Annotated in this window: 15 protein-coding genes and 2 pseudogenes; 12 read left to right on the top strand and 5 right to left on the bottom strand. The window is 40.3% G+C overall.

Going from position 1 to position 19,889, the window contains the following annotated elements; translation table 11 throughout:
- Positions 1-212 precede the first annotated feature (212 nt).
- Positions 213-1,811 (bottom strand): cellulase family glycosylhydrolase, encoded by a 1,599-nt coding sequence (locus V7K31_RS26695; RefSeq protein ID WP_335098414.1) that lies wholly within the window; start codon positions 1,809-1,811, stop codon positions 213-215.
- Between the two features lie 578 nt (positions 1,812-2,389).
- On the opposite strand from V7K31_RS26695, the gene V7K31_RS26690 reads away from it, so the two are divergent.
- The 3 genes from V7K31_RS26690 to V7K31_RS26680 all read left to right on the top strand — a co-directional run bounded on the left by V7K31_RS26690 (position 2,390) and on the right by V7K31_RS26680 (position 5,811).
- Positions 2,390-3,193 (top strand): hypothetical protein, encoded by an 804-nt coding sequence (locus V7K31_RS26690; RefSeq protein WP_335098412.1) that lies wholly within the window; start codon positions 2,390-2,392, stop codon positions 3,191-3,193.
- A gap of 86 nt (positions 3,194-3,279) precedes the next feature.
- Positions 3,280-4,329: a BMP family protein gene (locus tag V7K31_RS26685; RefSeq protein ID WP_335098410.1), complete on the top strand. Its 1,050-nt coding sequence runs from the start codon at positions 3,280-3,282 to the stop codon at positions 4,327-4,329.
- 6 nt (positions 4,330-4,335) lie between these two features.
- The gene (locus tag V7K31_RS26680; RefSeq protein ID WP_335098408.1) at positions 4,336-5,811 is read left to right on the top strand and encodes an ABC transporter ATP-binding protein; all 1,476 of its coding nucleotides are present in this window, start codon (positions 4,336-4,338) and stop codon (positions 5,809-5,811) included.
- A gap of 147 nt (positions 5,812-5,958) precedes the next feature.
- On the opposite strand, the gene V7K31_RS26675 is transcribed toward V7K31_RS26680, so the two are convergent.
- Entirely contained in the window at positions 5,959-7,251 is a 1,293-nt protein-coding gene (locus V7K31_RS26675; protein WP_335098407.1) for an AAA family ATPase, read from the bottom strand.
- Between the two features lie 162 nt (positions 7,252-7,413).
- Here V7K31_RS26675 and V7K31_RS26670 point away from each other — a divergent pair, with 162 nt between their 5' ends.
- From V7K31_RS26670 to V7K31_RS26645, 7 genes and pseudogenes are all read left to right on the top strand, one after another.
- Positions 7,414-8,460: an ABC transporter permease gene (locus V7K31_RS26670; protein WP_335098405.1), complete on the top strand. Its 1,047-nt coding sequence runs from the start codon at positions 7,414-7,416 to the stop codon at positions 8,458-8,460.
- A 79-nt stretch (positions 8,461-8,539) separates the two neighbouring features.
- Entirely contained in the window at positions 8,540-9,478 is a 939-nt protein-coding gene (locus V7K31_RS26665) for an ABC transporter permease (protein WP_335098403.1), read from the top strand.
- Positions 9,479-9,547: 69 nt separating this feature from the next.
- A pseudogene (locus V7K31_RS26660) lies at positions 9,548-10,149 on the top strand (IS607 family transposase).
- Entirely contained in the window at positions 10,136-11,107 is a 972-nt protein-coding gene (locus V7K31_RS26655) for an RNA-guided endonuclease InsQ/TnpB family protein (RefSeq protein WP_335098400.1), read from the top strand. The pseudogene V7K31_RS26660 and the gene V7K31_RS26655 overlap by 14 nt, the downstream one beginning before the upstream one ends.
- A 13-nt stretch (positions 11,108-11,120) precedes the next feature.
- Positions 11,121-11,309 (top strand): zinc ribbon domain-containing protein, encoded by a 189-nt coding sequence (locus V7K31_RS31990; RefSeq protein ID WP_442941389.1) that lies wholly within the window; start codon positions 11,121-11,123, stop codon positions 11,307-11,309.
- An 89-nt stretch (positions 11,310-11,398) separates the two neighbouring features.
- Positions 11,399-13,255 carry a protein kinase domain-containing protein gene (locus tag V7K31_RS26650; RefSeq protein WP_335098398.1) on the top strand — a complete coding sequence of 619 codons (1,857 nt, stop codon included), beginning with the start codon at positions 11,399-11,401 and terminating at the stop codon, positions 13,253-13,255.
- A gap of 440 nt (positions 13,256-13,695) precedes the next feature.
- Positions 13,696-14,727 carry a VOC family protein gene (locus tag V7K31_RS26645; RefSeq protein ID WP_335098395.1) on the top strand — a complete coding sequence of 344 codons (1,032 nt, stop codon included), beginning with the start codon at positions 13,696-13,698 and terminating at the stop codon, positions 14,725-14,727.
- A gap of 287 nt (positions 14,728-15,014) precedes the next feature.
- Here V7K31_RS26645 and V7K31_RS26640 read toward each other — a convergent pair whose 3' ends face one another.
- The gene (locus V7K31_RS26640; protein ID WP_335098393.1) at positions 15,015-15,269 is read right to left on the bottom strand and encodes a DUF7219 family protein; all 255 of its coding nucleotides are present in this window, start codon (positions 15,267-15,269) and stop codon (positions 15,015-15,017) included.
- Between the two features lie 71 nt (positions 15,270-15,340).
- Here V7K31_RS26640 and V7K31_RS26635 point away from each other — a divergent pair.
- Positions 15,341-15,481, top strand: a pseudogene (locus V7K31_RS26635) (ISAzo13 family transposase); the annotation flags it as partial.
- 289 nt (positions 15,482-15,770) lie between these two features.
- Here the strand turns inward: V7K31_RS26635 and V7K31_RS26630 are convergent.
- Both V7K31_RS26630 and V7K31_RS26625 read right to left on the bottom strand, forming a co-directional pair.
- Positions 15,771-16,229, bottom strand: coding sequence for a hypothetical protein (locus V7K31_RS26630; protein WP_335098391.1), 459 nt, complete (start codon positions 16,227-16,229; stop codon positions 15,771-15,773).
- Positions 16,230-16,718: 489 nt separating this feature from the next.
- The gene (locus V7K31_RS26625) at positions 16,719-18,035 is read right to left on the bottom strand and encodes an efflux RND transporter periplasmic adaptor subunit (RefSeq protein ID WP_335098388.1); all 1,317 of its coding nucleotides are present in this window, start codon (positions 18,033-18,035) and stop codon (positions 16,719-16,721) included.
- Between the two features lie 905 nt (positions 18,036-18,940).
- Here V7K31_RS26625 and V7K31_RS26620 point away from each other — a divergent pair.
- Complete coding sequence (locus V7K31_RS26620) at positions 18,941-19,588, top strand: PEP-CTERM sorting domain-containing protein (RefSeq protein ID WP_335098386.1); 648 nt, start codon at positions 18,941-18,943, stop codon at positions 19,586-19,588.
- Positions 19,589-19,889: the final 301 nt, after the last annotated feature.

Genomic DNA, 19,889 nt, shown 5'->3' with positions numbered 1-19,889 from the left:
GGAGAGAACGACCTCTATCTATTTCAGGTAACTGGTTCAGACAAGTTGGCTCGGTGAACCAAGAATCCCCGTCAATTTATTGCGGGGAGTGTCAATTTCTGAGATTATTTTAGAGAAAAAAAGCCTGAAATGATTTTCTGACAATCATTTCAGGCTTTGGTTTATCCAAATTCATAATTATTCAATCTGCTTTAATATCTACGGAATGCGGGTTAAATGGAGACGGCGGCTATTTGCTGCGGTTGGTAGTCAGAACCAAGTTTATTGGCACAAAAGCCGTTATCGCGTACTTGATTTGGTTCAATTGTTTTTCCCCAGTCCAAGGGAGTCATTACATACTGTATCGCTCCTTGCTGCTTAAAATCTGCGTTCCAAGAATTATTAATCTTAGCTTGATTCATATTAAATGCCAGTTGCCAATTGCTAACCTTGGTATTGCCCTGATTTGTAATTTTGAAACTGACACAAAATCCAGTTTTCCAGTTGGAATTAATCTCAGTAGTAACTTTTAGTTGGGCAGTACTAGTCGGAGTTGGGGAGACAGAAGGAGTCGGAGTTGGGGAGACAGAAGGATTACTCGGTTGATCTGTCGGTTGAACTTGTACAGGTGAAAGCAGTTGGGACAGTAATTGCTGCTTGGGTAGATCAACACTTTGCCAATCATCTAGTAAAATTCCGCCTGTATCAATACTATCAGGATTCCAGCTCCAGTAAGTAAAGCCCAAGTTATTTTTTTGAATGTATTTCACCAACTCATTTTGCCAAATTCCTTCTTTGGAATTTAAGTCTACTTTCCGTCCCCCAAACTCCCCAATTAAGATGGGAGCAATATTCTCACTAGCGATATAGTTAAATCCTATTTGCCAGCGATCGATCAGATTTTTAGGAAAGTTCGAGGCAGAAAAGTAGGGCTGATTGTACACCCCAGCGCCATACTCATGAGGAGAATAGACTAGTTTGTGAGAACGAGATAAACGTACTGGGTACTTTTTTACACCTTCTAAATTTCCACCATGCCAATGCTCTAGCAGTTTTTGACCGGGGACATTCTTTTCTACTCCTTCAACGACAATCAGCCAATTAGGATTGACACTGAGAATAGCATTGCCTGCGCGTTCTGCTGCTAGTCGCCAGTCGGTATTGATGTTGTTATCACCCCAGCTAGCTTTGCCGTGAGGTTCGTTTTTTAAGTCTGCGCCAATCACGTTAGCTTGATTTTTGTATCTGATGGCTAACATTTTCCAGGTATCGATCCAGTCTGCTTCGGTAAACCCATCTCCATACCATAATTCTGGAATTTGCTCGTCGTTGAGGCGGTGGCTGTCGAGTAGGATCAGTAATCCTTGGTGTCCTGCTTCTTGAATGATTAAGTCCATTACTTCTAAGGGGGTTTTACCTTGGAGTTCTATGTTGCTGCCAATTCCAAAGTCAATGCCACTTATATTAGGCGATCGCAATGCTGCCACAGAATAAGGTAGCCGGATCAAATTATATCCCAAGCTTTTAATCTGCGCCAGCATTTCTTTATAATCTCGTTTCCATAAACCATGAGGGGCGTGTGTATCAGTTTCCATACCAAACCAGTTAACACCTCTGGGCAATACAACCTTGCCTTTCGCATCCACAATTGTTCTGCCAATCGTTGAAAGCGGTAGCTCTATGGATGCCGCAGCCCTAGAAGCATCTAGCTGGATACTAGCAGGTAGTTTAGTCAAAATTATTACTAAAAATACCACTAAGCTTAAGGAAAATATCAGGTATTGCTTGTGTAACCTGAATGTTCTTGGTTTACTTTTAGAGTTAAATCCCATAATTTTATTACTCTTACTGGAGAACGATATCTCAGCTAAATTACTTATAAATTTTAAGTAGTAAATCTTACATAAAATATATTATTACAGTATCTTAACTGAAAAAATATTTTTATATATCTGACTATTTCATCGAGCATAAATTTTCGTATTCTGACTACAAGGCATTTATTTAACAGCTTGTTAGTTATTAAAATAACATCCTATACATATAACCATCCTACTAATCTTAGAGCAATATTTAGCTACTATTGTTTCTGTATCTGCAAAAATTGGATATTGGAAGTCAATAGGGCTAAAATCTTTGACTAGTAATACATATAAACTTACATCTATATTTTTGTATTTCCCTTTGTCTATTCAGATTTAGTTATTTAATTTACAAAATATTTACGTAAATCACTGAGTTCTTCATCAGTTTTATATTGAAAATATCTCGAATAAAGGATAATTTAGATACTAAGGCAGTACAGATACTGACTGACCGTGAAAGCTCTAAACAAGCTAGATTTTACAAGCGGTGATTATATCTACCGCGATCTATCCATAGTCTTTTATTTGACAAAACATTTCTGATTATGACACTTTCTGCACTGCAAAAATTCTTACTACCACCTGCGATCGCTTCCCTAAGTGTATTTTCTTTAATGTCATTCCCCCTTGCAACACTAGGCGATAAACAAATTGCCATCAAATTCCAGGAGGAACCCATTTTTTACGGCAAGCTTAGAGATATTGCTATCCCTTACGTAATTTTTGCAACTGCACTTAGTATAGGGTCTGGAATTTCAGCACTCGCTTTCTGTGGTTGGCGAAATTCTTCCTCTAAATCAGCGAAAATTCAGCAGGAATTATCTAATCTAGAGCAACACCTACAGCAAAAAGAAGCATTACTAAAAGAATGGCAAGTTTCCGAGCCTCGGCTGCAAATTTCTGGATTGAGCGCTTTTTTAGATGACGAGGTGTCTTTTGATCAAGCTCTCAGTTCAAAAAGCTCTGCAATAACTGCATCTCAACCTATTGAAGCCCAAATCCCAACATCAATGTACGCACAGCCAGTAAATCCTGTACCAAAGGTTGCAACTCCAAAAAATACCACTACGATTATGAGAAATGTTGCTGCTAGTTCTGCGTTTGCATCTGCCCAAGCTTTCCTTAGCTATGCTCAAGAAAATCCGAACAGCATCAAACAAACTGCTATTGGTGAAGTGAATCAAACAGCAATCATGCCATCAGAATTTGAAGAGTTGCAAAAACAAATTAAAGAGATGATGTTACAGATGCAGGCAATGCAGAACAATTTGCAACTAACGCCCCAAGCAACAAATGCTGAGGTAGAATCCACAGCTAAATTTCAGATATACTACAACACTGTTCTTTAAAAGGAAAGCTCCGCCGAGGCGTCAGAATCAATCAGTGGGGCAACATTCGTCTAAGCTAAGATGATCAGCGCTCATCATTTTAGCTTATGACACTATATTTTCCTCGACGTAAATTTGTTTTGTATGGTTCAGCTACTTTCGCTACTAGCCTCTTACTGAAAGCTTGCAAGAGCAATCAAAGCACGACACCAACAGTTAGTAGTAGTGGGGAAGGTTTTAAAATAGCGATCGCACTCCCTGGAACGATCACTGATAAAGGTTGGAATCAGTCTGGTTATGAAGGCTTAACCCGTGCTAAACAAAAGCTGGGTGCAGAAGTTGCATATCTAGAACAAGTCGCCCAATCAGATCAAACAGAAGCATTAACAGACTTTGCCCGCAAGGGTTATAATGTTGTATTCGCCCACGGTGGACAATTTGATGCAGCCATAGAGCAAGTCGCTGCACAATTTCCAAATACATTTTTTGTGGGTGTAAATGGTAACAACAAAGGAGAAAATATTGCCTCTTTGCGAATAGATCATTTGCAAGGTAGTTACTTATGTGGCACTATTGGCGCGGCTATCACTAAATCTAATAAATTAGCTTATATTGCTGGACAAGAATTCCCCGCTACCCAAGAAGAACTACGGGGATTTAAATTAGGAGCAAAATCAGTTAAACCCAATATTCAAATCACTTCTACATTTCTAGGTGATTGGAATGATGTTGCTAAGGCAAAAGAAGCTACACTTGCCTTAATTTCTTCAGGTGCTGATGTGATTTATCAATGGTTAGATAGTGCTTCACCCGCAGTTTTACAAGCAGCCAGCGATCGAGGAGTTTATGCTTTTGGGAATACAAAAGACCAATTAGATGTTGCTCCCAAAGCAGTGTTAACAAGTGCGGTTAAACGATTAGATATAGCAATAGCTTATTTAGCAGAACTCGCAAAACAAAAACAACTCAAAGGGCAGATATATACTATAGGTTTAGAAAGAAAAGATATATTCTATTTAGGTAAATTTGGGGCAGCAGTACCGGAAACTGTTAAACAAAATGCTTTGAAAATACAACAGGGAATTATCGATAAAAGAATTATTTTTGAAAATTGTCAGGAAGATGGTAAAGATACCCGTTGTGTGAAAAAAGCATGAAATTCAATGTATTTACGTTTAGAAAATATTAGTAAACGCTTTAACTCATTTGTTGCTAATCACAATATTAGCTTCAGTGTTGATGCTGGTAAAATTCATGGGATTTTAGGTGAAAATGGCGCAGGTAAGACGACTTTAATGAACATTATTAGTGGTCTATATCAACCTGATACCGGAAAAATTTATCTAGAAGATAAACCAGTAAAAATTACCTCTCCAAAGGGCGCAATCAAACTCGGCATAGGCATGGTATATCAACATTTTATGCTTGTGCCTCAGTTAACTGTCACCGAAAATATCATCCTGGGTACAGAAAATAGTTGGTGTTTAAATCTGCGTCAAAAACAAGAAGAAATTGCTGCTTTATCCCAAGCCTATGGTCTAGAAATTGACCCCGCAGTTCAAGTAGAAAATTTACCAGTAGGGACACAACAGCGAGTAGAAATTCTCAAAGTTTTATATCGCCAAGCCCAACTATTAATTCTCGATGAACCAACAGCAGTTTTGACCCCAACGGAAGTTGAATCATTAATTAATATTTTGCGACAACTGGCGGGGGCTGGAAAGACAATTATTTTTATTAGTCACAAGTTAGAAGAGGTAATTAATCTCTGTGATACAGTAACAGTGCTGCGACGAAGTAAAGTAGTAGCGACAAAGACAGCTAAAGAAGTGACTCCTCAGCAATTAGCAGAATTGATGGTAGGGAGGGAAGTAGTTTTACAAGTGAATAAATCTGCATCTGTACCGGGAAAAGTGATAGTGTCGGTACAAAATTTGTCAGTTGCTAATGATCGGGGTATTCCTGCTGTCAGTAATGTTTCATTTCAATTACGGGCTGGGGAAATTTTAGGAATTGCTGGTGTAGATGGCAATGGACAACGAGAATTAGCTGATGCGATCGCAGGTGTAAGAAGCATCATCAACGGTAAAATTGAGTTTAATCGCTCTTGTACTCAGCAGAGAATAGGTTACATCCCTGAAGATCGGCAAAAAATAGGTTTGGTGTTGCAATTTAGCATTGCCCAAAACTTGATTTTGAAAGCTTTTAAAAACTTGCCATTCTGCCACCATTTTTTATTACAACCACCAGCAATAAACAATCATGCCCAAGTTGCAATGGCAGAATTTGATATTCGAGCGACTGGGGAAGATATCAAGGTAAGCCAACTATCGGGGGGAAATCAACAAAAGGTAGTATTGGCAAGAGAACTGGCGGGAGAACCAAATTTAATTATTGCAATGCAACCCACGCGGGGATTAGATGTAGGAGCGACAGCCGCAGTTCATTCTCGCTTATTGGTAGAACGCGATCGCGGCGCCGCAATATTGTATATTTCTACAGAGTTAGAAGAAGTGATGGCAATGAGCGATCGCATTGCCGTAATCTACAGAGGAGAGTTTGTCGCAATTTTGGATGCAGAGATAGCGACGATAGAAGAAATTGGTTTATTGATGGCTGGGGGTACACGCAGAGGATAAAATGCCAAGTCTTTACATTATCTGTTGTTTGCCCTAATGCCCACTTAAACGTCGAAGCTGATCTCGAAAATAGCAGAAACTTGGTGATTGATTATTGTCAATGTCCATAAGGGGAGAGATCCTTTCCGCCCAAGTTGCTTTCTCTACTCACCTTGCATCCAAATAGTCACTGTACCAAAGTCCGCCAAGAGGTAAGCCTTCAGAAACAAGGTTATTGATCAGAGTATCTTCACTAGCTCGCCTAATTTTAGCAAACCCATCCTCGCCCTTTTCCAGAACCCAAACCTCTTCAGGTTCAAGGGCATCTACAAAATATGGTTGATGTGTTGTAACAAATACTTGCGCTCCACCCTTCTGACCTGTAGCGTGTTCTCGAAATTCTCGCGCCAATGTTTCTAAAAGTTTATGATAAAGTCCATTTTCTGGCTCTTCGACGCATAAAAATGGTGGTGGTGATGGGTCTTCTAACAGGAGGAGATAGGCAAATACTTTGAGTGTTCCGTCTGACATTTGTTGAGCATAAAATGGGTCTTTAAATCCCTGGTCATTGAAACGCAAAAGAAGTCTTCCGTCTGGGCTTTTTTCAGTGCTAATTTTGTTGATGCCTGGAATCTTGCTGGCTATCTTTTCAAGCATGGATTGAAACTTTTTGGGATGTTCTCTTTCCATAAACTGAACTACATTGCCCAGATTATCCCCATGAATATTAAGATGTTTTTGTGGGCCAGCTAGAGGCAAACTTCGTGCTGCATCTGGAGTAAAATAGCTTAAATACCATCCTTCAATAAATCTACGAAACACAGAAATTCTTGGGTGTTGTTTGAGTGAACCTAAAGTTGCAATTCCCAGTTTTCGCTTATCGTCAAGTTCAACTACTTCAGTTTCTTTACTTTCTTCTTCTGCTTCACCTTTCTGTATTTTTTCTATGAATTGTGACAAATCAAAATCCCCTTCTTCTTCTTCAACTTGTTTACCTTCTTGTTCACCTTTCCATGCTATTCCTCTACCTTCATTGAGAATTAAAAAAGAAAATGGTTGTCCTCTGCTTTGTCCTTTTCTTCGTTGTCTGAGTCTTTCCCTCTTTACATAAGGTCTTCCAGAGGAGTCAATATCTATTGCCAACTCATAGGTAATTGGTCGGGCATTATGATCTTCTTTATAATAGATATCAAACTCAATACTTCCCTCTTGTCCTTGGGAACGAATTCTCTCAAAGCCACCACGACCACGAGAATCACACGCTTCCTCTACTCCATTTTTCATGCAGTCTGCAAGAAAACCAAAAGTGTCGAAAATAGTACTTTTTCCTACACCATTCTTACCAATGACGGCTGTCATTGGTAAGAATGGTTTGGCATTCTGCGTGTTCCATAGCTTGCCCAAGGTGACATCATGAAGAACTCTATAATTTCTTACCCTAAAGCCTTCTACTTTAGACATTTAAGCTCTCTGCTCAACTAAGAATAATCATATCAGTTCCTACACTGAAAGTTTAAGGCTAAGGACGTTAAAGAACTTCTCAATCGATATGCAGCAGGAGAACAAAACTTCCACGGTATTATCTTACTAAAAGCCGACTTACGGGGTGGCAATCATTGCATCATGATCACAAATAAACGCTTTCAATTCCTGCTACCAATCTTATCACCGCTAATTGCCATCATCTCTGCCCTGATTGTCGGTGCCATTCTGATCATACTTGCAGGGGCAAATCCGATTACCGCCTACACCGTCTTATTTCAAGAATCTCTCTCTAGTTACTTTGGGTTTGGCAATACCCTCACCAAAATGACACCCCTATTATTCACCAGTTTAGGAGTATTAGTAGCATTGCGGGCTGGTCAATTTAATATCGGTGGCGAAGGACAAATTTATCTTGGTGCATTGGGTAGCACTTTAATCGGTTTATATGTGCAAGGAATACCTGCAATCATCCACATTCCCTTAGCACTTATCGCTGGGTTTGGGTTTGGTGCGGTTTGGGGTTGGATACCCGGTTATCTCAAAGCAGTACGGGGAATCAATGAAGTTATCACTACTTTATTACTGAATTACATTGCAGTGAATTTAGTTAGCTACTTGGTGCAAAACCCCCTAAAAGCAGCAGGCGCACCTAGTCCTTATTCGCCATTAATTGCTAAAGAAGCACAGTTACCGATTATCTTACCCCAAAGTCTTGCCCATGCTGGCATAATACTTGCGTTAATGGCCGCTGGAGTATTGTGGGTATTATTGGTGCGATCGCCTCTAGGATACCAAATCGCCGCCGTTGGTTTTAACCCCACAGCAGCCCATTATGCAGGGATTTCGGTAAAAAATACGATCATTCTAGTGATGGCGTTAGCAGGTGGTTTAGCCGGGTTGGCAGGTGCATCTGAGGTGATGGGGTTGAAGTACCGCTTATTTGAACAGGTTTCCCCTGGTTATGGATTTGATGCCATTGCGATCGCCTTTTTAAGTCGCGGTAGTATTAGCGGTGTAGTGTTGACAACTCTATTTTTTGCCGCCTTGCGTAGTGGTGCCAATGTCATGCAACGTAGTGCTGGTGTACCTGTGACTGTAGTTTATGTAATTCAAGGATTAACTGTGTTATTCATTGCCATTAGCCTCGCCGTAGAAAGACGATTAACAAATAAAAACCCAAAGTAATGCTGAGGTTTAACGCGAAAGCTTCTCTGCGATACTCTGCACTTCCCTTAGCATTCCTCTGCGTTCAAAAAAAATAACTATGAATAACCTTAACTTCCTCTCTGATTACTTAATTGCTAGCTTAAACTTAGCCGTACCCCTAGCATTTGCTGCCCTTGGTGGAATGTACTCAGAACGGTCGGGGGTGCTAAATATTGCCCTGGAAGGAATGTTACTAACTGGAGCTTTTACCAGTGCATCTGCTACCTTTTATACTGGCAACCCTTGGCTTGGTGTTATCTGTGCGTTGATTGCTGGGGGATTAGTCGGTTTACTCCATGCTTTTTTATGTGTAACTTTATATGTTAATCAGTTAGTATCAGGGTTAGCAATTAATCTGGTAGCTGCGGGATTAACATCGTTTTTAGCGCGGTTAGTATTTAATGGCAGCAGTACTCAAAGATTACCAGGAATTGAGCCTATAGTCATTCCTGGTCTGGCGAATATACCTATACTTGGAGCTATGTTGTTCCAGCATGATGTTTTTGTATATTTACTGATAACTCTAGTTGCTTTCAGTATCTATTTTTTATTTCGTACTAGCTTTGGGCTGACTTTGCGGGCGGTGGGGGAATATCCCGAAGCTGCTGCAACGGCTGGAGTTTCAGTATCAAAGGTGCGATATTGGGCTGTAGTACTTAGTGGCTGTCTTGTCAGTTTGGGAGGGGCTGATCTCACCTTGGTACAAATCAAATTTTTTACAGAAGGGATGAGTGCAGGTAAAGGATTTATTGCGATCGCAGCCTTAATTTTTGGTAGGTGGCATCCTTTAGGTACTACTCTGGCTTGTTTTTTATTTGGCGCTACGGAAGCTTTACAGTTACGAATTCAAGCTTTTGGTGCAAATATTCCTTATCAGTTTTTAGCAATGCTACCATATATAGTAGCTTTATTTGCATTACTGGGATTAAGTGGTAAATCTATACCCCCTCATGGGTTAAGTGTTCCTTACTCGCCAGAAAATCGCCAAGACAATTAAAATTTGAAAAGGGATGAGTACAGCAACAAAATAATTATCTAATTCTTTCTAAACTTCTATAATACTAGCATGAGGAAGTTAAGCAGATCCGAAGCAGCAAAACTTAAAGGTGTTTCTGCTTCCACACTTAGGCGTTGGGAGGTAGAGGGTAAACTTGTACCAGAAAAAACAGTTAACGGACACAGGCGGTACGATTTAGCTCAATTGTTGGGCATTAAGTCAGACAACTCATTGACGATTGGTTATGCCAGAGTATCTAGTCACGATCAAAAGCCAGACTTAGAGCGACAAAAACAAGTATTAGAACTATTTTGTTCTACTAATGGTTGGGAGTTCCAAATTATTGATGATTTCGGCTCTGGGTTGAATTATAGTAAGCGTGGTTTAAAAAGATTAATTAGACTTATTACTGATAACCTCTTTTGAGACTCGTACTAACTCACAAAGATAGATTACTTCGATTTGGCAGGGAACTGATTTTTAGTTTATGTAAACAATTCGGAACAGAGGTAGTAATTATTAATCGCACAGAGTATGCTAGTTTTGAAGAAGATTTAGCACATGATGTCTGAGAAATAATTACAGTATTTGCAGCGAGACTCTACGGAAGCAGAAGCTATAAGAATAAGAAGATCGTTGAGGAGTTAAAAGCGATTAGTGAAAAGCTTTAAAACACAGTTAGACCTAAACAATAAACAATCATACCTGTGCGCCAGACACGCAGGTACAAGCCGTCATGCTTATAATTGGGGTCTAGCTTTGCTTAAAGAAGTCCTCAATCACAATAAAGCTAATCCCACAGATAAAATTAAATTCCCGACATCGATTGATTTACATAAATTGCTAGTAGCTTCAGTAAAAGCAGCTAATCCTTGGTACTACGAAGTTTCCAAGTGCGCTCCACAGGAAGCATTGAGGAATTTAATTCAGGCATTCAAAAGAATGCATCAAGTAAAAGGTAGTGGCTTCCCAAAATTTAAGAAAAAGAATATTCGAGATAGTTTTTACTTAGAAGGCAGTATAAAGATTAATGGCGATAAAATTAAATTGCCAATATTAGGGTGGGTAAAATGCCATGAAAAATTACCAGGAGTTTCCCCTAAAAATGTCACTATTAGTAAACGGGCTGGCAAATGGTTTGTTGCTTTTAAGTTAGACACCACACCGATCAATAATCAGCTATTGGGCGAACCTGTAGGAGTAGACCTGGGCATTAATGTCCTAGCTACTTGCTCTAATGGTTTTGTTGCACCTAACCCGAAAGCTTATAGAAAAAGTAAACGCAAATTAGCAAAACTCCAGAAAGAATTATGTCGTCGAACTAAAGGAGGAAAGAATCGTGATCAGACCAAACTCAAGTTAGCTAAATGTCATTACAGAATTAGCAATATCCGCTCGGATAACCTGCATAAATTAACTACCTATCTTGCCAAAAACCACAGCGAGGTATGGGTGGAAGATTTAAACATATCGGGTATGCTAAAAAACCATAAACTGGCTAGTGCTATTAGTGATTGTGGTTTTTCGGAATTTAAGCGCCAACTAGAATATAAGACCGTTTGGTACGGATCTAAACTCTGTTTGGTTGATAGATGGTTTCCATCCAGTCAGCAATGCTTAAGGTTGTGACGCTAAACAATCTATGCCTTTAAATCAAAGAGTTTATGAGTGTTTTGCTTGTAACCTGTCCATCGACCGCGATTTAAATGCTAGTCGCAACATTTTAAACTACGCACGGATAGCTCAATCGTGCAAGTCTAGTGATGGCTCATCGCTCCCATGCTCCAAGCTAGAAACTGAACTTCAAGACTCTCAAAGTAGAATTGAGTAAGTTTCAGAGAGCGGAGATGTCTGACGACAAGCCTGGATAAAACAGGAAGTCTCCGACTTCGTACTGGGTGTCTACGCTTGAAATTTTTCATGACAATAACCCTGCTGAACAATCGCTATCAAGTTATTCAGATAATCGGTGCTGGTGGGTTTGGCGAAACCTTTCTAGCAGAAGATGTCCATCTGCCTTCTCGCCGTCGCTGTGTGATCAAGCAACTCAAACCGATAACCAATAATGACCCGCAAACCTACCAACTTATCCAACAACGGTTTGAACGGGAAGCCGCAACCTTGGAATATTTGGGTGAAAGTAGTCACCAAATTCCTAAACTCTACGCCTACTTTTCTGAGAACGGGCAGTTTTACCTCGTCCAAGAATGGATTCACGGCCAAACCCTGACAAAAATTGTCGAAGCCAAAGGATTTGAGAGTGAAACTGCTGTTTGGCAAATTCTCTTGAGTCTGCTTTCAGTCTTAGATTATGTCCACAGTAAAGGCATTATTCACCGGGATATCAAGCCAGATAACATCATTCTCCGTTCTGTTGATGGCCAGCCCGTTTTGATTGATTTTGGTGCAGTCAAAGAAACAATTCGTTCAGTGGTGAATTCTCCAGGACATCCGACGCGATCGCTCGTCATTGGTACGCCTGGATATATGCCTAGCGAACAAGCCGTTGGCCGCCCAGTTTACGCCACTGATATCTACAGCTTAGGTTTAACGGCGATTTATCTGCTGACTGGCAAATACCCGCAAGAACTACTAACTGATCTGAAAACTGGGGAAATACTTTGGCAGCAGCACGCCCCTAACGTCTCTTCCCAATTTGCGGCAGTACTCAATCAAGCAATTAAGCCTCAAGCTGGCGATCGCTACAGCACTGCTAATAAAATGCTCTATGCTTTGCAATCTACTAGCCATATTCCCCCAAAATCGGCTGAAACTAATTCCAGCTTGTCTCCCACTACAATATCGACTCGACAAACCCAGCCATTATATTCCCCGCAAAATAATTCGCCGTTAGCGAAGCTCACCGAAGGTATCGCCCGGTCTTCCTCTGGGGGAAACTGGCAAAAACCTGTTGTGATTGTTGGTAGTTTGGTAGTAGCCGGCTTACTTGGTGCGATCGCAATTTCTAGCATCACTCGTCAGCAACAACCAGAAACAACTATTGCCACAAGTCCCACCCCATCACCTGAATCTTTGCCTTCCACTTCTGCATCTCCCGAACCGCCTGTTTCTTCTCAAACTTCTCCAGTTCTAGTTGTACCGACCTCACGACCACAACAGCCAGTAATTCCCGATCCTTTGCCAACCTCTAAGCCCCCAGTTGTATCCACACCACAACCAGAAAAAGAACCTGTAATTTCAGATACTCCAGCACCAGTATCCACACCACAGCCAGAACCAGAGAATCAGACGATGCCTGCGTTGGTAAATCCCACATCAGAAACGCGTTTCAGACCACAGAAGAAACCGCGCAGTAAATTAGCTGCCATTACCAGCAGAGAAAGCGTTCCGGCATTCCCTACAGGTACAGCAAGAAACATCGTAGAAGCTACCCTCGGCAAACGAAGTAAAGATTTAAAAGGCGCATGGGGCAATACTCGTGCTGTCGTTTACAAACTAGTGCCAGACAAAATTGACCTTGGCTATTTATTTGACCGTAATTCTAAAGTGCTGCGTCAAACTGAGGTATCTTTTGCCCAATCCGTAGATCCGCAAGTAATGGAGACTACCTTGAATGGATTATTAGATGGGCAAGCCACTGAAGAAATTAAGCAGGGACTTAAACAGGTACAACAGCGCCAGTCGGATAATTTTAGTTTTAAGAATGGCTCAGTCAAGGGTCAGATTATCCGCCAAAAATGTGATTTTATTTACATCAGCATTTGGGATGTAGATTTACATGATTTTGTGAGTCCATCGACAGCCAAAAGGTGTTAATTTGCTAGTAAACATTGTTCTCAAAAGTTAGATTTTAAAAATAAATTTAGTTGCTACCCAGCTTACTTGTTCGCTACTCCATAGATAGATTAGACTTCTTGCATAAATCAAAAATTAAGAACCCCACCCCGCATTTGAGTAAAGCAAACGCTCCCCTCCCCACAAGCCTATGGTGTACACACAAGTTATTCGATTACCTAAAAGTTCTCTAAAACCTCAAAGAGTCCTATCTTTAATCCCTCTCCTTACTAAGGAGAGGGACAGGTTTTACATAGTAAAACCAGGGTGAGGTTTCTCAGGGGCTATGAGACTTAACCGTAAATTGGGTCACCAAAAACTTGTGTGTACACCGTAGCCCCGCAACCTCTTAGGGGTTGGGTATGGGGTGTTAGGGACTTTTGCAAGAGGTCTATTGGAAACTAGGAAACTCAGCACTCATTATGACTCAAGAACAACAAATCGCAATTGAAGGGATTTATGAAGCTTGTATCGGCATCCCAGAGCCAATTTCTGCAATTCAGTATTGGGAGCAATTTGGCTATCGCATTGGTGAAGTGGGCGAATTAACCGCAGATGTAGCCCATCAATTATATGGGGTGAATTCATCTTTACGCTCAATCCGCCTCTACCACCAAAATGCAGATCATGGTTTGATTCGGCTGATGGTTTGGCAAAACCCCACCCATGAAGGTTTGGGAATTGCGTCCATGAAAATTAAGGGAAATCGCTGGGGGACAAGCTTAACGGCGGATGTTTTAAATATTTTAAATCATATAGAGGATGCAAAAGCCGCAGGTTTGCCTATTAGGCACTCTAACCCTTATTGGGAAATCATCTACAACAAAGAGAGAAAAAGCCGTCCTTTTATTGAGCCAGCCGTTGGTGTGCGAGAAATGCTGCTACTCCAACCCTTAGCTCGACAGGTTTTATTTCAACGGTTTGGCTATACACTACCGCATTACGGAGAAGTTAACCATAATGCTGCTCTCAAGGCTAGTCAGTTTACCCATCTGGGGATCATCGTTCAAGATGACAGCAAAGAAACCCTGAAGTTTTATGAAGAAGTTTTGGGTTTGCTGCGTGTGCGTGATGATGTCGAAACTAGTTATGAATCTTCGCCAGCAGGTCGAGATATTTTTGATCTTAACCCTGGTGAAAAGTTTATTGTCACTACCTTTGATGATCCCCGTTCTTCTAAGTCTGACTTGATGGCTGCGCGCAGTGGTAGGCTTTATGTCATTCGATTCCCAGAAGATATTAATTTAGAATCGCGCTTTGAGGCAGCCCAACCAGGTAGCTTGGGTATGTCTTTATATACCTATCGGGTTAAGGGAATACAGGAGTATTGCGATCGCATCAACGCAAGTACTGTACAAAAAGTTACAGACATCATTCCTAATGAATTTGGCGAGACGAGTTTTTCTTTCGTTGCGCCAGATGGCTACTTCTGGACTTTGCTAGAAGGTTTTTAACCGTCCTTTTAACGTTAACTTGACTAGATACACCAAAATGAATGCGTAATCTACCGAAATGAGTAAGCAATCAAGCATTTTGAGAAAGCAATATGCCTTTTTGCTTACTAAATCTACTGAAATGAGTAAGCAAATAGGCATTTTGAGAAAGCAATATGCCTTTTTGCTTACTAAATCTACTGAAATGAAAAAGCAATATGTCTTTTTGCTGATTGAACTCGACTTAATCAAATGGGCTTCAGAGCAGTGGTGAAACTCCTAAATAAGTTACACATCGCATTAAAAGTTTAAACTTCTTTATTGACACCAATATCCAGTTCCTTTTTACTATGTTTTAACTGTTTCCAAAGCCCTCTAATTTGCTGGTAAGCTTCTTCCTGAGACAGTTTTCCGGCAGTTTCTAGACAAGTAATGTAACTAATTTTTTGGGAAAATTCTTGGAGATTGGCATTAAACACTAAGTTCTCTGGCTGGAATTTCCCATAATATCGACTACGAGGGTAAAGAAAGCTGTTTTTGTCTTGTGAGTTAGGCTGTGTCATGAGTTTGCTCTCCGTAATTTTTTATTAAGAGTTCTAGGCTTGATTTTACCTAACAGTAAATATACGCCAGTAAATTAAAAAGCGGTATTACTTGCGTTGATCACATAAGTGCAAAAGCACATTATAAAGCGGAGGAACGCTTGCCAACTCTTTCAGAAGACATAAAAAATTTCGTTGACTTCCATAGTCAAACTGATCCGAATTTTAAAAGTGTATTGGAAAAAGTACCGACCTGCACGATATGACCCGTTTCCATTACATAGATGCGATTTTACTTAGGCGATGGGCAATTACGATGCGATGCACCAGTGATAATTACAACTTATCATGCTAAAGATGCCATAGATTAATCTGGTTTTATTTTGGTTAACCAAAGTGATTAAGCTGTTCCACATTTAAATTGCATATTCTGGGCGGGCAAGAGGCCTACCCCACAAGAGTTATTTTTAATTCACTTATGCAAGTTAAATGTTTTTTAGCTTATCTGCCGTTAAAGTACTGTTATTGTAAGAAGGGATTTTCTCGATTTGCCCCGTATTGAAGATTTCCTGGACTTATCGGTAATTCAGCCGGACATGTTGACTGAGATAAGAGTGTTCCATTAAATGTAAAAGTAGTACTATTGGAATTCATCCCAGTACCATTTATCACAGAGTCTCCTTGTTCTACTACACCATTAAGTGCAATACTTACTACTGGTGAAGGTGGTTTTGTGACTGCTTGCCAACTTGTCTGATCGTTACCAACGTTATAAGTAGCATTTTGTCCAAGAAAGTGTAGGATACCATTGATGTTAAATTGAAAACAAGCAGTAAAAGAATCTCCCCGACTCGAACTAACATTGACACTGTAGCTTTTGCCCTGCACTCCAGCTTGTACTGGCGCAGCAAACAATATTATCTGTCCAAGTAGACAAGTTAAAACTAAACCACATTTAGATTGGATGATTTGCACTGACATAATTGTTTATCTCCGTTATGTAATCAAGTAATTGCTTACCTTTAGCCGTTGTCGACAGGTTAAGTCCATTAACCATTTATCAATAGGTAATGATGCTTAAAATTTAGTCAAAAGAGGGGTTGGAAACACAAATTTTCAGCCTGCGATGCCCTTCGCATATCGTCGCCTAGAGAAAGCGTGGCTACCTCTAGGCATCCATCATATTTAAAATCATCGTTTATTCTTAATCCTTAAATCTTAGTATAAAGCTTAATTAGATAGATACTCGATAGCATGGATAATTTACAGCATAATCACTATTGACAAAACGAATTATATCTTAAACTGTCACGAATACTCCCTTTTTACGAGAGAGGCCAGAGTGTATTCTATATAAAGGAGAAGTGTTATAGTTAACACTCTTCTCTGGGTATTGGTAGGAGACAATCTTGAGGACTGCTCTCCACTCCCCTTAATTAACGTGAGTCTCCAACGAAGGCGCACGTTTAATTAAGATTCTGGAACGATCGCAACACCATCCCTGAGATTGAGCAATCCTGAGATAATAACTTTATCTTCTGGCTGTAATCCTTCAATAACTTGGTAATTATTACCTTTGATCTCGCCTAGCTTCACTCGCTTTTGCCGAGCTACTTGTTGGGATACACCTTGGGGAGATTTTTCAGTTTCAACTACATAAACAAAAGTGTCCCCAGCTATACGAGTCATTGCTGTTGTGGGGATTAAAACTCCGGGGCGCTGATTCCAGAACACTCTAGTCCTTACCAATTGATTTGCATGTAGCTGACCGTTAGGGTTGTTAAAAAGAGCTTTGATCAGTACCCCTTGTGTTTCATTACTGACATTCTGTGCAATGAAAAATACCCTACTTCTACCAAGCTTCTGGCCTTGTGTGTTCATGACCTCCACTGGCATTCCCTTACGCAATTGGGGACTTTGCTGTAGTGGTACAGAGATATTGACTTCTAAAGGTCGATTTTGCGTAATATTAACTAATTGTGTGGAAGTATTAACTAAATCACCGACTTTCACGGGGATGTCGCCAACCGTGCCACTAAAGGGAGCGATAATTTTGTCGTACTGGAGTTGGACTTGTGGTTTTTCAGTATTTACATTACCTTGCTGGAAAGCTTTTTCAGCTTGCAATATAGTGGCTTGTTGTGCTTGAATTCTGGAATCAATTGCATCAAGACTAGTCTTAGCAGTGGCAAGCCTATCAGCATACTGATTGCGAGTCTGTCGAGATATGGCTCCTTCCTCAGCTAGGGTGACATACTTTTCGTAGTTCTGCTGGTATAGCTGCACATTAGTCACGTAGGATGGTCGTTCTGCTTCCAAAGATTTGAGTGCAGCGCGGGCACTTTCCACTTGCACTAAAAATGCTTGAGGCACAGGATTGCTAAGAGCGATCGCTGCAAGTGAGGTAGGATCTACTTGGAGAATTGTCGCTCCTGCTGCGACTGAATCTCCCGATTTGACAAATATTTGGGTAACTCGGCCTTGAATCCTCGGCTGGAGCGTGACTGAGCGCTGGGACTTTAGGCTAGCAATAAAATCTGAACTTTCCTCAATTATGCCGCTTTGTACTGTCGATATTTTGACTCTTACCCCTAAAGGTTGAGCGTTAGCGGTTGAAGGTGCTGAATTTTGCGGAGTCAGCAAACGCCAAACTAGAAATGCTCCGCCCCCTAACAATAGTAGTGCAGCTAAAAACAGCCAAAGCCACCGCCGTTTTCCAGAAGGTGGCTCAAATGAGGTTTGTGGAGGTTTGTCTCCAAAATCAGTTTGAGGCTCAGGGGATGTCATGGCTTATGAGGAACTTAAGGAACAAATTAACTAGAATTCAATTAAAACTTCATCTGTTGATATTGAAATTACTGATTTGGCATGAGGTTTTGTGGCAAATTATGTGTTACCCCATCCAAATATACAGTTTTGATGATTCTATCTAAATCTACCGAAAGGTGAATCCCTAATTTTCCATCTAGTTATCATGGACAAGGTTTGGTGATGCTGTCCTACCCTGCGGGAGGGCAAAGCACTTATGCGTTTAAATTTCAACCCTCAATTGCCATGATTTTACGCATTTGAATGAAATAGTACGGTACTGCTCTTTTTGCGTAGGCGTAGCCCAACCCAGCCATCGCTAGCTAGGGTGTACACACAAGTCATCGAATTCACTCAAAACAAAAACCTCACCCTGTCTTGACGGATATCCCTCTCCTTACCAAGGAGAGGGACAGGTTTTGCGTAGTAAAACCAGGGTGAGGTTTCTTTGGACTTAATTTTACAAAGTTTTAGTCAATTATTTACTTGATATTGCGTATATAAGTCGCCTTACATCTAGATTTTGGCTGCTATTTAATCTAATTTAGAATGTATTTATTATGTAAATACACGCAAAAAGTCTCGCCACTAAAGAAATTTGCCAGTAATCTAAGTGAATAAGCAAGTCAGGAAGACACTTTTAATAACCTCCTTAAATAACTAGAAACAAAAACTAAGTTCAAAACTTTAGTCATTTTCACTAGTGCTTATATCTGCGATCGCAGCAAAAGGCTAAACCCTTACTGATTACAGGGGGAGTTTATACCTAATTTTGCTGAAAAATTCGAGTGCAATCACAACTAAGTTTATCAGTATTAATCGACAGTGATTAATTGTCGTTTGGAAGAATACACACCTTTAGAATTTTTGAAGAAAGTATAATCATGAATAAATCAATTTTTTTGCAAAACTTAAATAAAATCGGTATAGCATTAACAGCCTTGACAGCAATCGGATTTGCTACTACAAATTCTGCTAGCGCAGCATCAGTTACAATCCTCTTACAGGATAGTTTTGAGCAAGAAAATAGCCCTGCTTTAAATTACGATCATTTTGCCAATTGGAATGTTATCAACGGCTCTGTGGACTTGATTGGAAGTGTTGGTTTTTATGATTTCCTTCCTGCTAACGGACTATATGTGGATATGGATGGAACAACAGGTCAAGCTGGTACACTTCAATCTAAAAAAACATTTAACTTTCAAGCAGGAGACACAGTTAACCTCAGCTTCCAGCTTGCTGGAAACCAACGAAATAATGTGACTGATTCTGTCACCGTATCTCTGGGTACTTTGTTTAGCGAAACATTCTCACTACACGAATTTCAAGGGTTTACAAACTTTACCCAAAGTTTCACCGTTGCTAACGCAACAAATGCCACATTAGATTTTAAAGGGATTGGCGCAGATAATGTTGGATTGCTGCTTGACAATGTTACGTTGACTAAATCAGTTCCTGAACCTGGTTCAATTATGGGTCTTCTGGCTTTCGGTGCTTTCGGTGCTACTTCACTTTGCAAGCGCAAACAATAGCAATCGGCAATTAACGCCTAAATTATTCACCAAAATTTAAGTCCATAGTATATAACTGCCGTGTTCGCTGACAAGACACGGCAATTTTTTATTTTGATGATCATTTGGGGACACCATAGTTGCAAATCTCATAGTCAAATATAGTCAGACGTTTTGTTAAAAATTTTGTAGCAGGTCTTAATTACCCACCAAATTCTCTCAATCCCCAATCCCGAATACAAATTTCTGCTGCCCAGTTGTTAAGTGTAGATTCTGCTTACACAGCCAGACTTACACATAATCACGTTGATAAACCTATCTT

The sequence above is a fragment of the Nostoc sp. genome, from assembly GCF_036917675.1.
Lineage (GTDB): Bacteria > Cyanobacteriota > Cyanobacteriia > Cyanobacteriales > Nostocaceae > Nostoc.
This window is presented reverse-complemented; position numbering and strand designations above follow the sequence as displayed.